The organism is Amycolatopsis sp. NPDC004079, from assembly GCF_040610415.1.
Taxonomy (GTDB): domain Bacteria; phylum Actinomycetota; class Actinomycetes; order Mycobacteriales; family Pseudonocardiaceae; genus Amycolatopsis; species Amycolatopsis halotolerans.
Genome location: NZ_JBEXMH010000003.1, coordinates 160,042 through 173,447, shown reverse-complemented (window position 1 = coordinate 173,447; position 13,406 = coordinate 160,042). Strand labels below are relative to the sequence as shown.

Here is a 13,406-nt window from a genome sequence, read left to right as displayed (position 1 = left end):
GCCACGCCACCTGCGGGCTCGGCGTACTCCCCGGGCGCCTCCACACCCCCCGGCGCCGGCGAAGCGGCATCAGTCCTGCCCGGAGGCCGAGAGAGGCACGCTAACAAGCCCTGCCCGATGCCACAAGGCGTGGTGCTGCGCAAGCATTTCACGGTGTACGGCGTGTTGCCATTCGGTGCCGCGCCGTGCCGGGAGGCAGTCTCGCGGGCCGGTCGCCGAGGGTGGCGGAGGGGCGCCTGCGGCGTTCACGACCGGGGTGCGTACCCTCGTAAGGTCTCCCGTATGCGACGGGTGCGTTTCGCGTGCCTACGTATGTCGTCGCTCGTCGTGACGAGACCACCCGGTGGTAGGAGACAGCACGAACTTCCGTGCGACCCGCACGACACGCCGGGCGCCGGGGAATCCGCCGTCGCCCGACGGCCGAGACACAGGAGAAGCAGTGAGCAAGGGCAAGCGCACCTTCCAGCCGAACAACCGTCGTCGCGCGAAGACCCACGGTTTCCGCCTGCGCATGCGGACCCGCGCGGGTCGCGGCATCCTCGCGGCGCGCCGTCGCAAGGGCCGCGCCGAGCTGTCCGCCTGATCCGGCTCCGCGCAACCGCGTCGTGCTGCCCGCTGGCGCACGTCTGCGGCGGAGCGAGGACTTCCGGGTCGTCCTCCGCCGGGGGTCCCGAGCCGGCAGGCGCCGCCTCGTCGTTCATGCGTTGACCACGGACCCGTCCGTGGCCGCCTCGTTCGCGGCCAGGGCGGGTTTTGTGGTGAGCAAGGCCGTCGGCAACTCGGTGGTGCGCCACCGGGTGACCCGCCGGTTGCGCCACCTTGTTTCCGCGCGTCTCGGAACACTGCCCGCGGGCACTTCGTTGGTGGTACGGGCATTGCCTCCGGCGGCGTCCGCGTCGAGCGCGGAGCTTGACTCCGACCTCGACGCCGCGCTGCGCCGGCTCGGCCTCGCGCCGTCCGGCCGCCCGGCCGGGGCCGATGCTCCCCGGCAGCCGCGTCAGCAGGGCGCGGCACCCGACCACGGATCAGCGGTGTAAACGGCCATGGACGCCACCTCCGAGCACAGCACCACCGAAGCACCCGAGGAAGGCAAGCCGCCCCGGCCGGGACCGGTCGCGTGGGTGCTGCTCCTTCCCGTGCGGTTCTACCGCAAGGCGATCTCGCCCTTCCTTCCCCCGGCCTGCCGGTTCTACCCGAGCTGCAGCGCGTACGCAGTCGAAGCCCTGACCCGCCACGGCGCGGCCAAAGGCTCCTACCTCGCGCTGCGCCGGCTGCTTCGCTGCGGCCCGTGGACCCCGCCCGGCCGCGACCCGGTGCCCGAGAAGTTCTCGTGGCGACACCGCACGCCTGAAACACCGATCGAGGAGTAGCTCAGTGCTCGATTTCATCTACTACCCCGTGTCCTTCATCTTGTGGTGTTGGCACAAGGTCTTCGGGTTCGTCTTCGGGGAAGCGACCGCGATCTCGTGGATCCTCGGCATCATCTTCCTGACGTTCACCGTCCGCGGCATCATGTTCAAGCCGTTCGTGAACCAGGTCCGGTCGATGAAGAAGATGCAAGACTTCGCGCCGGAAATGAAGAAGATCCAGAAGAAGTACGCGAACGACCGGCAGCGCCAGGCGCAGGAGATGCAGAAGCTCCAGCGCGAGCACGGCGTCAACCCGCTCGGCAGCTGCCTTCCGATGATCCTTCAGATCCCGGTCTTCATCGGCCTGAACCACGTGCTGCGCGCGTTCACCATGCCGCCCGCCGGCGGCGGCGCGAAGACCGAGAACTACTTCTTCAACGCGCAGGACGTGTTGTCGTACACGAGCGCCAAGCTCTTCGGCGTCAACATGGGCGAGGCGGTCAACAACGGCGTCGGCGCCGTCGCGGGCCACGTCGCGAACGGCGGGTGGCACTGGGAGGTCCTCCCGGTCGCGCTGCCGCTGATGATCATCGCCTCGATCGCCACGCACCTCACCGCGCGCCACTCGGTCTCCCGGCAGAACGCGTCGGCCGCGGGCACCGCGCAGACCGCGATCATGAACAAGCTCACCATGTACGTCTTCCCGCTCGGCGTGCTCGTGTTCGGTGCGTTCTTCCCGCTCGGCCTTCTCTTCTACTGGCTGGCGAACAACGGCTGGACGCTCATGCAGCAGCGCCTCGTCTACACGAAGATCGACAAGGAAGAGGCGGCTCGCAAGGAGGAGGCGGCGGAGAAGCGCGCGTCGCTCGGCCCGAAGCCGGGCCAGAAGCCGACCGCGCCGAAGGTCGGGCAGAAGCCGGTGCAGCAGAAGAAGAACCAGCAGCAGGGTCAGCAGGGCAAGGTGACCAAGGCGGGTTCGGCGCACGGTTTCGCGCAGACCTCCACCGGCGGCAAGTCGGGCAACGCGAAGTCCGACAGCGCCGCGTCGTCCGAGACGAAGGCAGCCGAACCGGCGGAGAGCGCGCCGGAGCAGACGTCGAACCAGAACGGATCGAAGGAGAACGGCACCGGAGTGCCCGGGCTCCTCAAGGACTCGAACAGGAAGTCGGGCCGGAAGCGTCGCTGACGCTTCGGGTTCGGAGAGGAGACTAAAGATGTCGGAGACGGTCGACACGATCGACGCCGATCAGGAAGAGACGAGCGCACCGGCCGAGCCGAAAGCGGGCGGTGACGACGCTCTCGTGCAAGAGGGCGACATCGCCGGCGACTACCTCGAGCGCCTGCTGGACCTGCTCGACTACGACGGCGACATCGACCTGGACGTCGAGGCGGGCCGCGCGATCGTCAGCATCGACGGCGGTGACGACCTGGAGAAGCTGGTCGGCCCCCGCGGCACGGTGCTCGAAGCGCTGCAGGAGCTGACCCGCCTCGCGGTCCAGCAGGAGACCGGTTCGCGCAGTCGGCTGATGCTGGACATCGCCGGCTGGCGCGCGGACCGCCGTGAGGAGCTCCGCGAGCTCGGCCGGTCCACCGCCGAGTCCGTGCTGTCGAGCGGCGAGCGGGTGCGCCTGCAGCCGATGAGCCCGTTCGAGCGCAAGGTCGTCCACGACGCGGTCGCGACGGTCAAGGGCGTCACGAGCGAGAGCGAGGGCGAAGACCCCAAGCGGCGCGTGGTGATCTTCCCCGAGGACTGAGCCTCTCGGACGCGTTGAACCGCGCAGAGCACTGAGCCGAAGCGGCCCACCGGAGTGATTCCGGTGGGCCGCTTCTTTTGTGCCTGCTTCGCGCTCCGGTTCCGGAGGCGAGTCACGCCGAGTTTCTCGACTGCCGCGATCGGTCCCTCGACGAGCACCGGCATGGTGCCTTCGCTGAGGAGAGTCTTCCCCGCCGCCGGAGTACGACCGGCCCCGGTTCGGCAGTCGACCGTCGCTCAGTTGCTTGGCTGCTGTTGCCGCCGCCTCGATGCCGCGGGATGCGAAGGCGAAGTTCTCGTCCTCATCCGGACGGCCGCCCGGGACGTCGTTGCGCCGGTGTCGCCCACCCCGACTCGCGCGCTTCGGCCCCACCGCCGAGATGCGGATCGTCGGCACGGTGGAGCGTCAGTAGTCCCTGTGTCTCTGATGAGATGTGCGGGCTGTTGGTGTGCCGGTCCTGCGGAGCGAATTACAAGCGTGGCGTTTCACGTGAAACTCGCCGCCCCTCTCACCCGGGTCGCCGGGTTTCACGTGAAACGACCTGTGGATCGCTCGGCGACTCGAGTGGAGTTGTCCACAGTTGCGGTCTGTCGACTCGATTTGGCGTCGGCATCAGGGACAATCAATCGAGCGCGTTTCACGTGAAACGCGCGGAGCGAGGAGTGGGAGTAGTGAGCTTGGACGGCGCCACCGGGACGGTCCGGACCGCGGCGGTGGAGGTGTTCGGGGAGCGCGTCGAGCAAGCCGCCGGGTACGTGGAGCTGCTGGCGACTCATGGGGTCGAGCGAGGGTTGATCGGTCCGCGAGAGGTGGACCGGCTGTGGGAGCGGCACGTGCTGAACTCCGCGGTGATCGGCGAGCAGGTCCCGTCCGAGGCGCGCGTGGTCGACGTTGGGTCGGGCGCCGGGCTTCCGGGAGTACCGCTGGCGATCGCTCGACCGGACCTCGATATCGTGCTCTTGGAACCCATGGCTCGCCGGGTTGACTGGTTGGCCGAGGTCGCCGAGAAGCTGGAACTCCCGATCACCATCGTCCGTGGACGCGCCGAGGAGCGGTCCGTACGCGAGCAGTTGAGTGGCGCAGACGTCGTCACCGCCCGCGCGGTTGCCCCTCTTGCTCGGCTCGCGGGCTGGTGCCTTCCCCTGGTTCGTCCCGAAGGTCGACTGGTTGCCCTCAAGGGTGCCAGCGCCGCTGAAGAGATCTCCCGTGACCGCGACGCGGTGCGCAAGGCCGGTGGTGCCGAACCACAGGTCGCTGAATGCGGGAAGGCAGTACTCGAAGTCCCCAGCACGGTGGTCCTGATCCGTCGCCTGCCGCCGAAGCCGACCCGGCCACGCGGCAGACGGAGTTAGCGAACGACAAGAGCCGCGCCGTTCCACGTGAAACATCGCGGTGTGAACGCCCCGAATCGTCTACCAGGAGGAGGTGTCGAGACCGGTGAATCCCCCGCCGTCCGACTCCGCGCAGGCCAGCCAGGAGATGGGCTGGACGCCGATCGCTGAAGAAGCCGTTCGCGCCGCGAGCGTGCTCCACCCCAAGGAAGGGGTGCTCCCCCGGCCGTCTCGCCGCCGGGTGCTGACCGTCGCCAACCAGAAGGGCGGGGTCGGCAAGACGACCAGCACCGTCAACCTGGCCGCGGCGCTCGCCGTGCACGGGCTGAAAACGTTGGTGATCGACCTCGACCCCCAGGGCAACGCCAGCACCGCGCTCGACATCGACCACCGCTCCGGGACGCCCTCGATCTACGAGGTGCTCATCGGCGAGGTCTCGATCGCTGAGGCAGCGCAGCAGAGCGAGCAGTCCCCCAACCTGTTCTGCGTGCCCGCGACGATCGACCTCGCCGGCGCCGAGATCGAACTCGTCTCCATGGCGAACCGCGAGACGCGGCTCAAGGAGGCGCTGTCGGCCGACGTGCTCGACCAGATCGGCGTCGACTACGTCTTCATCGACTGCCCGCCGTCGCTCGGTCTCCTGACCGTCAACGCGATGGTGGCGGCGCAGGAAGTGCTCATCCCGATCCAGTGCGAGTACTACGCACTCGAAGGTCTCGGGCAGCTCCTCAGCAACATCGAACTCGTGCAGCAGCACCTGAACCGCGAACTCAGCGTGTCGACGATTCTGCTCACCATGTACGACGGTCGCACCAAGCTGGCCGACCAGGTGACCAACGAGGTCCGGAACCACTTCGGCGACACGGTGCTGAAGACCGTCATCCCGCGCAGCGTGAAGGTGTCCGAGGCACCCGGCTACGGCCAGACCGTCCTCGCCTACGACCCCGGTTCACGTGGTGCCATGAGCTATCTCGACGCGGCGAAGGAGATCGCCGAGCGGGGTGTGAACGAGAGGAGCAGCACCACATGACTGAGCGCAGAGGAGGGCTCGGCCGCGGGCTGGCGGCCCTGATCCCGACCGGACCGGCGACGCCTCCTCCGAACGCGACCGAGGCCACGCCTTCGGAGCAAGCGGTGCGCGAGGACAAAGGCTGGTTCGCGGCGAACGGTGCCGCGGGCCAGCCGGTCGCGGGCGGCGAGGTCGCCGGCGCGGTGTACCGCGAAATCCCGGTCAGCTCGGTCAAGCCGAACCCGAAGCAGCCTCGCCAGGTTTTCGACGAGGAAGCGCTCGCCGAACTCGAGCATTCGATCCGCGAGTTCGGGCTCATGCAGCCGATCGTCGTCCGCGAACTCGGCGACGACGAGTACGAACTCGTCATGGGCGAGCGCCGGCTGCGCGCCTCGCAGCAGGCGGAACTCGAGGCGATCCCCGCGATCGTGCGGCAGACCGCCGACGAGTCGATGCTGCGGGACGCGTTGCTGGAGAACATCCACCGCGTGCAGCTGAACCCGCTCGAAGAGGCGGCCGCTTACCAGCAGCTGCTCGACGAGTTCGCGGTGACGCACGAGGAGCTGGCCAGCCGCATCGGCCGCAGCCGTCCGGTCATCACGAACACCATCCGGCTGCTCAAACTCCCCCTCGCCGTGCAGCGGCGGGTGGCCGCGGGCGTCCTGTCCGCCGGGCACGCGCGGGCGCTGCTGTCGCTGGAGGATCCGGAAAGCCAGGAGGAACTGGCGGCGCGGATCGTCGCGGAGGGCATGTCGGTGCGCGCCACCGAGGAAGCCGTCACGCTGAAGAAGAGCGAGAAGCCGGCCAAGCCGAAGGCCGCTCCCCGCAAGCCGATTCAGGCGCCCGGATTGCAGGAACTCGCGAACCGGCTGTCCGATCGGTTCGACACCCGGGTGAAGGTCGACCTCGGCCGGCGCAAGGGGCGCATCGTTCTCGAGTTCGGCTCGGTGGACGACCTCGAGCGGATCGTCGGGATCATCGACGCGAATTCCGGGGAAAAATCGGCGGATCAGACCGACGAAACCGATTAGGGATCACCCAGGGTCGTTTCGTCACGGTGATGATTGCGGATCGAGGCGGCCATGGTCACCCGGAGTGGCCGCCGGAATCGACCGGCGCGGGGAGGGGCGGCAGACCGCCGCCCGCCCCCGTCCGCCAGGTTTTAGTTCGCGCGAGCGACGGCGCGCGCGACGAGGTCCGCGAAAACTGAACCGAGGGTGGTGCCGGCGGCTTCGACGGCCATCGGCACTGTCGAGGTTTCGGTGAGACCCGGCGAGAGGTTCACTTCGAGGAAGTGGACTCCCCCGTCCGGCGTGATCACCGCGTCGGTGCGCGAGATGTCGCGCAGCCCGAGCCACCGGTGCGCACCAACGGCGAGTTCGCTGACCGCCTTCGCGGCTTCGTCGGAAATCCGCGCCGGGGTGAAGAAGTCAGTAAGACCGGCGGTGTAGCGCGCGGTGTAGTCGTAGACGCCGCTCTCCGGCACGATCTCCACCGCGGGCAAGGCCTCGGCCCCGTTCTCCCCTTCGATGACCGTGACGGCCACTTCAACGCCGTCTACGAACCGTTCCGCGAGCACGGTGTCGCCGTAGGCGAAGCAGCCGACCATCGCCGCGGGCAGCTCGGATGCCTCCCGAACCACCTGCGTGCCGAGCGCGGACCCGCCCTGATCCGGTTTGAGGATCAGCGGAAGACCGAGCCGCTCGACCATCGCGTCGAGCACCGACTGGGCACCCAGCTCGCGGAAAGTGCTGTGCGGCAACACAACCCAGTCGGGCGTGGAGAAACCGGCCTGCTGCACGAACGCCTTCGCGGTCGGCTTGTCCCAAGCCCGGCGGCAGCCCTGCGAATGGGTGCCGACGAACGGCACGTCGAGCATCTCCAGCACGGTCTGCACCGAGCCGTTCTCGCCCTCGCCGCCGTGCAGGGCGACGACAACCGCGTCCGGACGCTGCGTGCGCAGCCGTTCCAGCAGTCCGGCGTCGGTGTCCCACTCCTCCACCGTGAGGCCCTCGGCCCGCAGCGCGGCGGACAGCCTGCGCCCGGAACGGAGCGAAACGTCGCGTTCGTGGGAAAGCCCGCCGGCGAGCACGGCAACGGTACGGTCGACCACCGTGGGAACTCCTTAGTGTCGCAGGGCCGGTCAGACCGTGTCCGGAGACGGGGTCTCGGGCCCCGGGATGGTGCGCGCCTTCACGCTACCGAAGGTGCGGCTGAGGTCCATTTCGGACTCGAGCACCGCGGCGAGGCGGCGCACGCCTTCCCGGATGCGCTCCGGCGTCGGGTAGCAGTACGACAACCGCATCTGGCGGGAGCCGAAACCGTCGGCGTAGAAACCGGTGCCGGACGCGTACGCCACCCGAGCGGTGACCGCACGCGGCAACATCGCTTTGGTGTCAACGCCTTCCGGCACGGTGACCCAGACGTAGAAGCCGCCGTCGGGGTTGGTCCAGGAGCAGCCGGGCGGCAGATACTGTTGCAGCGCCGACAACATCGCGTCGCGGCGTTCGCGGTAGTTTTCCCGGAACTTCTTGATCTGGCCCTTCCAGTCGTGCGTCGCGAGATAGCGCGAGACGATCATCTGGTTGAAGGTCGGCGGGCACAGCGTCGCGGATTCCGCTGCCAGCACAAGCTTTTCGCGCACCGCGTGCGGCGCGAGCACCCAGCCGACGCGCAGCCCGGAGGCGAACGTCTTCGAGAAGGAGCCGAGGTACACGACGTTGTCCGGGTCGAGCGAGCGCAGCGCCGGGTAGGCCTGGCCGTCGAAACCGAGCAGGCCATACGGGTTGTCCTCGATGATCAGCACGCCGTGCTCGCGGCAGATCTCGACGATCTCCGGACGCCGTTCGACGGACAGGGTCACGCCAGCCGGGTTGTGGAAATTCGGGATCGTGTAAAGGAATTTGACCCGCTGTCCGGCCTTTTCGGCCTGACGCAAGGCTTCCCGCAACCCTTCGGGCACGAGACCGTGCTCGTCCATCGCGACGTGCACGACGTTCGCCTGGTACGCGGAGAACGATCCGAGCGCGCCGACGTACGACGGGCCTTCGGCGATCACGACGTCGCCGGGGTCGCAGAAGAGCCGGGTCACCATGTCGAGGCCCATCTGGGAACCGACGGTGACCACGACGTCGTCGGGGTGCGCCTTGATGCCCTCGAGAGCCATGATTTCGCAGATCTGGTCACGCAGCGCCGGAACTCCGTGCGCGGACCCGTACTGCAGGGCGACGAGCCCCTCCTCGGCGATGATCTCGCCGACCTGAGCCGAGAGCGTGTCGAGCGGCAGCGCGGCGAGGTTCGGCATGCCGCCGGCGAGCGAGACGACCTCCGGCCGGCTTGCCACTGCGAAAAGCGCGCGGATCTCGGATGCGGTCATCCCCGCGGTACGGGCTGCGTACCGGTCGAGATGCGGGTCGAGATTGTGGCGGCCGGTCTGCGGCTTGGCTGGGCGGTTCTCGGTCATCGGACACCTGAGGGCTCGGTGGGTACCTGCTGGTAGATCCATCGAGTGTAACCGCGGCCTCTTCCGGCTCCCCGCTCTTCCGGCGCTTGTCACATCGGCCTATCCTCGGTGAGGTTCTTCCGGTGCTGCCTGCGCTCTTGCGGGCGCTGAGGCCGGAGTTGCGGGGTCCAGGGAGGTTTCAGGTGTCACGTCGCGTGGTGGGCGTCACCCTGGACAATCTCGAGCACCTGCCCAAGAACTGCCGGCAGTGCGTGTACTGGGAGCTCGCGCCGCACCTGAAGGCGCAGGCCGAGGAATACGGCTCCACCGAGGTCGAGAAGGAAGCCTGGGTGTCCAGCGTGCTGCTGGAATGGGGTTCCTGCGGCCGCATCGTCTACAGCGACACGCTGCCGGTCGGGTTCGTGCTCTACGCCCCGCCGAACGCGGTGCCCCGCTCGCTCGCCTTCCCGACGTCGCCGCCCAGCGCCGACGCCGTCCTGCTCACCGCGGCCCAGATCCTGCCGGAATTCCGCGGCGGCGGCCTCGGCCGGATGCTGGTGCAGGCCGTGGCGAAGGACCTGACCAAACGCGGCGTCCGCGCGATCGAATCCTTCGGCGACGCCACTCCTGACGAACAGGACCCGCTTGGCCAGCACTCGTGCGTGCTGCCCGCGGCGTTCCTGCAGAGCGTGGGCTTCAAAACGGTGCGTCCGCACCCGAAGTACCCGCGACTGCGCCTGGAACTGCGCTCGGCGATCACCTGGAAGGAAGACGTCGAAGCGGCCCTGGAACGGCTGCTCGGCCAGGTGACGATCACGACCGCGGAGCCGAGCCTCGGCCGCGCTTGACCCTTCGCCTCGCTGCTTACGCCATTCCAGGTCTGTTCAGATCAGCCAGAATGACCTTGCTGGCACCCACCATGAACAACCCGCCTGACTCGCTCGCCGCGATCCGTAACCCCCGGCCCCGCTCTGGCTCCACGGTCACTCTCCGTGCCGATCGCCCGGTGTCCTCGGCTTCCCGCCGAACTTCCCAGGGGCTCCCACCCCTCGCTACGAGCGCCGCGATCAGCCCTCCCTGACCCGCCTCGCAGCCGCCTGAACAGCATCGACCGAGGTCAGCCCGCGCCCGATCCCCCGCCGGTTCGCTCCGCATCCGGACGTGGCCTGCCGGTGCTCGACGCACCCCATACCACCTCCGGATCGCCGCGAAAACACCCACTCCCGGTACCTGTGCACAACTGTGGAAGAACCCCCGAGTTATCCACAGATTGCAGATAGAGGCCGTGGAAAAGCTGTGGATGGATAGAATGGATCTGGGGACGCCCCCCGGTGAGGGTGGGGGCTGCCCCCAGGGGTGGTGGCGGCTGGAGCGGCTGGGCGCAAGTTCTTGTGGCGCCGGTTAAGCGGTGGGGTGGCTCCGGTTGTTAGGTGCTGGGGCCGCGGTTGGTGGCGTGTGGGGTGGGGTGCAAGACGTGGGGTGGGGCTGGGGAGTGCTGGTCCGGGGGTGCGCCGGGCGGTGGTGACTGTGGGTAGTGGGTGGCTGAGGTGAGGTCGGGTCAGCACGGGTAAACGGGAGGGGGCGCGGAGGGCTGAGACGGGCACGAGCCGGTTGGGGCGTGCCGAGTGGGGCCCTGGCGGTCTTCGGCGGGGAAAGTCCGGTTCAGGGCGACTCAGGGCTCAGGCAGGGGTCAATGACGAAAGGCCGAGGTCTCGCGAAGGAGCGCTATTCAGCCTTCGCGAGTTCGTGGGCCAGGACGTCGGCGAAGGTGAAGGTGCCGGTCGGCTGGTCGCCCTCGCCCAGGAGGTAGAGGCGCTTCACGGCGATGAGGATGCCTTCGGCCACGACGTCGCGGAAGGCGGGGTCGCCCAGGCGGGCGGCGTCGTCCGGGTTGGTCAGGTAGCCGATTTCCACTCGGACGGCTGGGCAGCGCGTGCGGGTGAAGATTTCCCACGTCTTGTAGTGCGTGCGGCAGTCCAGCAGACCGGTGCGGGCGGCGACCTCGCGCTGGATGAAGCCGGCCAGCAGTTCGCCGACGGTGGACGTCGTGCCGTTGCCGGTGCCGAAGTGGAAGCTCGCCACGCCCTGGGCGCGCGGGGACGGGTTGCCGTCGCTGTGCAGCGACAGGAACAGGTCCGCGCCGGCGTCGTTGGCGAAACGGGCGCGTTCGAAGTCCGTCGGGCTGTGGTTCGGGCCTCGGCTGATCAAGGCTTCCATGCCGGTGGCCTGCATGCGGCCTTCGAGCCGGCGCGCCAGGTCCCAGGCGATGTCCGCTTCGCGCAGGCCGCCGGCGACGACGCCAAGGTCCTCGCCGCCGTGGCCCGGGTCGATCACGATGCGCTTGCCGCGCAGCCGCGGGCCTGCCTGGCGCACCTGCTCCTGCTCGCGCAGGAAGACCGGGCGGCCGCCGCGGGCGCGCGGGGACGACAGGCGGTGCAGTTCGCGGATGGTGGCCGGGCCGCAGATGCCGTCCGACGTCAGGCGCATGTCGCGCTGGAACGTGCGCAGGGCGCGCTCGGTCTGGGGGCCGAAGTAGCCGTCCGGGCGGCCCGCGTCGAAGCCCAGCTCGGTGAGCCGCTCCTGAAGAGTGAAAACGTCGTCGCCGTTCACCGGCGCCGACAAAAGGTACTGGAGCGGGCGGCTCCCGAGGTGATAGCTGGCGCCCTTGAGCGCCTGGTACGTCGCCTGGCCCACTACGCCGTCGGTGATGAGCCCGCGGCGCTGCTGGAACGCGCGCACGGCCTGCTCCACCGCGACGTCGAACGTGTTGTACCGCTCGGTCCCCGCCACCGGCGGGAGCAGATCCATCCCGGCAAGGATCGACCTGATCTCGGCGACGTCGGGACCGGCGTCACCGCGGCGGAGTACCCGCATGCACTCCTCGCTCTTCCTCAGGCACCGAAACCGGCTCGATGCGAAACAGAAACCTGGGTAGGGGTGTACCCAGGCACCTATTGTGCCCTGTGAACTCTCGGTGAGTACGCAGGCCCGGTCGGTGCGCCCCCGGAGGGGTGCGCGGTCCCCCGGCGGACACGCCGAGTGCACCTGCGCGCACACCCCCGTGCGGGTGGTTCCCGAACGTGCGAGAACCCGGACCGGCGAGTCGATCGTCGCTGGCCCGGGTTCTCAGCAGGCGGACCGGCTCAGAGCACGTCGGCGAGATCGGACAGCAGCGCGGCCTTCGGCTTCGCGCCCACGATCTGCTTCACCGGCTTGCCGCCCTGGAACAGGATCAGCGTCGGAATCGACATCACCTGGTAGTCACGCGCCGTGTTCGGGTTCTCGTCGATGTCGAGCTTCGCGACGGTGATCTTGTCGCCGTTTTCCTTGGCGATCTCCTCGAGCACCGGGGCGACCATCTTGCACGGCCCGCACCAGGTCGCCCAGAAGTCGACGAGAACGGGCTTCTCGCTGGTGAGGACGTCGTCCACGAACGACTTGTCGGTCACCTTCACGGGTTCGGACATCGCTTGCTCCTTCAACTCGGTGGGAAAGTCAGTGCTCGCCGGCGCCGTAACCGCCGCCGACCAGTTCCGGTGCCTCGTGCGCCTCGGATTCGCCGTGCTCCGCGAGCCATCGTTCCGCGTCGATCGCCGCGCTGCAGCCGGAACCGGCGGCGGTGATCGCCTGCCGGTAGGTGCGGTCCACCAAGTCGCCGGCGGCGAACACGCCGGGCACGTTCGTGTAGGACGTGCGGCCCTGGGTGAGCACGTAGCCGTCCTCGTCCACGTCCACCTGTCCACGCACCAGTTCGCTGCGCGGGTCGTGGCCGATCGCGACGAAGAACCCGGTCACGTCGAGCGTCTTCTCGTCGCCGGACCGCGTGTCGCGCACCTTCAGGCCGGACACCGTCCCGTCGCCCTCGACGCCGGTGATCTGCGAGTTCAGCTGCCACTTGATCTTCTCGTTCGCGCGGGCGCGCTCGAGCATGATCTTCGACGCCCGGAACTCGTCGCGGCGGTGCACGATCGTCACGGACTTGGCGAACTTCGTCAGGAAGGTCGCCTCCTCCATCGCCGAGTCGCCGCCGCCCGCGACCGCGATGTCGTGGTCGCGGAAGAAGAAGCCGTCGCAGGTCGCACAGGCGGACACGCCGCGGCCGAGCAGCTCCTGCTCGCCCGGCACCTTCAGGTACCGCGCGGCGGCGCCCATGGCCAGCACGACCGCGCGCGCGGCGTAGCGCTTGCCGTTCGCGACGACGTACTTCACGTCGCCGGTCAGCTCAACCGACTCGACGTCCTCCGCGCGCAGTTCGGCGCCGAAACGCTCGGCCTGCTTGCGCATCTCCTCCATCAGGTCCGGACCCTGGATCCCGTCGCGGAAGCCCGGGAAGTTCTCGACCTCGGTGGTCGTCATCAGCGCCCCGCCGAACTGCGTGCCCTCGAACACCAGCGGTTCGAGCTGTGCGCGCGCCGCGTAGACCGCTGCGGTGTAACCGGCAGGACCCGACCCGACGACGATCAGGTTCCTGATTTCCTCGGCAGCCACCCGTCAACCCTCCGCTCGTCATGACCTGTGCTC

The 13,406-nt window shown here is 68.7% G+C and carries 14 protein-coding genes; 9 read left to right on the top strand and 5 right to left on the bottom strand.

What is annotated here, in order from left to right; all coding sequences use genetic code 11:
• The first annotated feature begins 439 nt into the window (after positions 1–439).
• The 8 genes from rpmH (at position 440) to ABZX37_RS04380 (ending at position 6,474) form a co-directional block, all read left to right on the top strand.
• A complete protein-coding gene (gene rpmH, locus ABZX37_RS04415) occupies positions 440–583 on the top strand; it encodes a 50S ribosomal protein L34 (protein WP_116205226.1) in 144 nt (47 codons plus the stop codon).
• A gap of 22 nt (positions 584–605) precedes the next feature.
• On the top strand, positions 606–1,037 hold the full coding sequence (gene rnpA, locus ABZX37_RS04410; protein ID WP_354735891.1) for a ribonuclease P protein component: 432 nt from the start codon (positions 606–608) through the stop codon (positions 1,035–1,037).
• 6 nt (positions 1,038–1,043) lie between these two features.
• Positions 1,044–1,370 (top strand): membrane protein insertion efficiency factor YidD, encoded by a 327-nt coding sequence (gene yidD, locus ABZX37_RS04405; protein WP_116205228.1) that lies wholly within the window; start codon positions 1,044–1,046, stop codon positions 1,368–1,370.
• Positions 1,371–1,374: 4 nt separating this feature from the next.
• Positions 1,375–2,535 carry a membrane protein insertase YidC gene (gene yidC / locus ABZX37_RS04400; RefSeq protein WP_354735888.1) on the top strand — a complete coding sequence of 387 codons (1,161 nt, stop codon included), beginning with the start codon at positions 1,375–1,377 and terminating at the stop codon, positions 2,533–2,535.
• Positions 2,536–2,563: 28 nt separating this feature from the next.
• Positions 2,564–3,103 (top strand): R3H domain-containing nucleic acid-binding protein, encoded by a 540-nt coding sequence (locus ABZX37_RS04395; RefSeq protein WP_067578310.1) that lies wholly within the window; start codon positions 2,564–2,566, stop codon positions 3,101–3,103.
• Between the two features lie 671 nt (positions 3,104–3,774).
• The gene (rsmG, locus tag ABZX37_RS04390; protein ID WP_354735886.1) at positions 3,775–4,455 is read left to right on the top strand and encodes a 16S rRNA (guanine(527)-N(7))-methyltransferase RsmG; all 681 of its coding nucleotides are present in this window, start codon (positions 3,775–3,777) and stop codon (positions 4,453–4,455) included.
• An 85-nt stretch (positions 4,456–4,540) separates the two neighbouring features.
• Positions 4,541–5,464 (top strand): ParA family protein, encoded by a 924-nt coding sequence (locus tag ABZX37_RS04385; RefSeq protein ID WP_354736203.1) that lies wholly within the window; start codon positions 4,541–4,543, stop codon positions 5,462–5,464.
• The gene (locus ABZX37_RS04380; protein WP_354735884.1) at positions 5,461–6,474 is read left to right on the top strand and encodes a ParB/RepB/Spo0J family partition protein; all 1,014 of its coding nucleotides are present in this window, start codon (positions 5,461–5,463) and stop codon (positions 6,472–6,474) included. The genes ABZX37_RS04385 and ABZX37_RS04380 overlap by 4 nt, the downstream gene beginning before the upstream one ends.
• A gap of 131 nt (positions 6,475–6,605) precedes the next feature.
• On the opposite strand, the gene ABZX37_RS04375 is transcribed toward ABZX37_RS04380, so the two are convergent.
• On the bottom strand, positions 6,606–7,556 hold the full coding sequence (locus tag ABZX37_RS04375) for a D-alanine--D-alanine ligase (RefSeq protein WP_354735882.1): 951 nt from the start codon (positions 7,554–7,556) through the stop codon (positions 6,606–6,608).
• Between the two features lie 30 nt (positions 7,557–7,586).
• Positions 7,587–8,906 carry a PLP-dependent aminotransferase family protein gene (locus ABZX37_RS04370; protein ID WP_344282443.1) on the bottom strand — a complete coding sequence of 440 codons (1,320 nt, stop codon included), beginning with the start codon at positions 8,904–8,906 and terminating at the stop codon, positions 7,587–7,589.
• 182 nt (positions 8,907–9,088) lie between these two features.
• Between ABZX37_RS04370 and ABZX37_RS04365 the strand changes: the two genes are divergently transcribed.
• Positions 9,089–9,733 carry a GNAT family N-acetyltransferase gene (locus ABZX37_RS04365; RefSeq protein WP_354735879.1) on the top strand — a complete coding sequence of 215 codons (645 nt, stop codon included), beginning with the start codon at positions 9,089–9,091 and terminating at the stop codon, positions 9,731–9,733.
• Between the two features lie 877 nt (positions 9,734–10,610).
• Here the strand turns inward: ABZX37_RS04365 and ABZX37_RS04360 are convergent.
• The 3 genes from ABZX37_RS04360 to trxB form a co-directional block, all read right to left on the bottom strand.
• A complete protein-coding gene (locus ABZX37_RS04360; RefSeq protein WP_354735877.1) occupies positions 10,611–11,759 on the bottom strand; it encodes an N-acetylmuramoyl-L-alanine amidase in 1,149 nt (382 codons plus the stop codon).
• 269 nt (positions 11,760–12,028) lie between these two features.
• A complete protein-coding gene (trxA, locus tag ABZX37_RS04355; RefSeq protein WP_009085330.1) occupies positions 12,029–12,352 on the bottom strand; it encodes a thioredoxin in 324 nt (107 codons plus the stop codon).
• Positions 12,353–12,380: 28 nt separating this feature from the next.
• Entirely contained in the window at positions 12,381–13,373 is a 993-nt protein-coding gene (gene trxB, locus ABZX37_RS04350) for a thioredoxin-disulfide reductase (protein ID WP_354735875.1), read from the bottom strand.
• Positions 13,374–13,406: the final 33 nt, after the last annotated feature.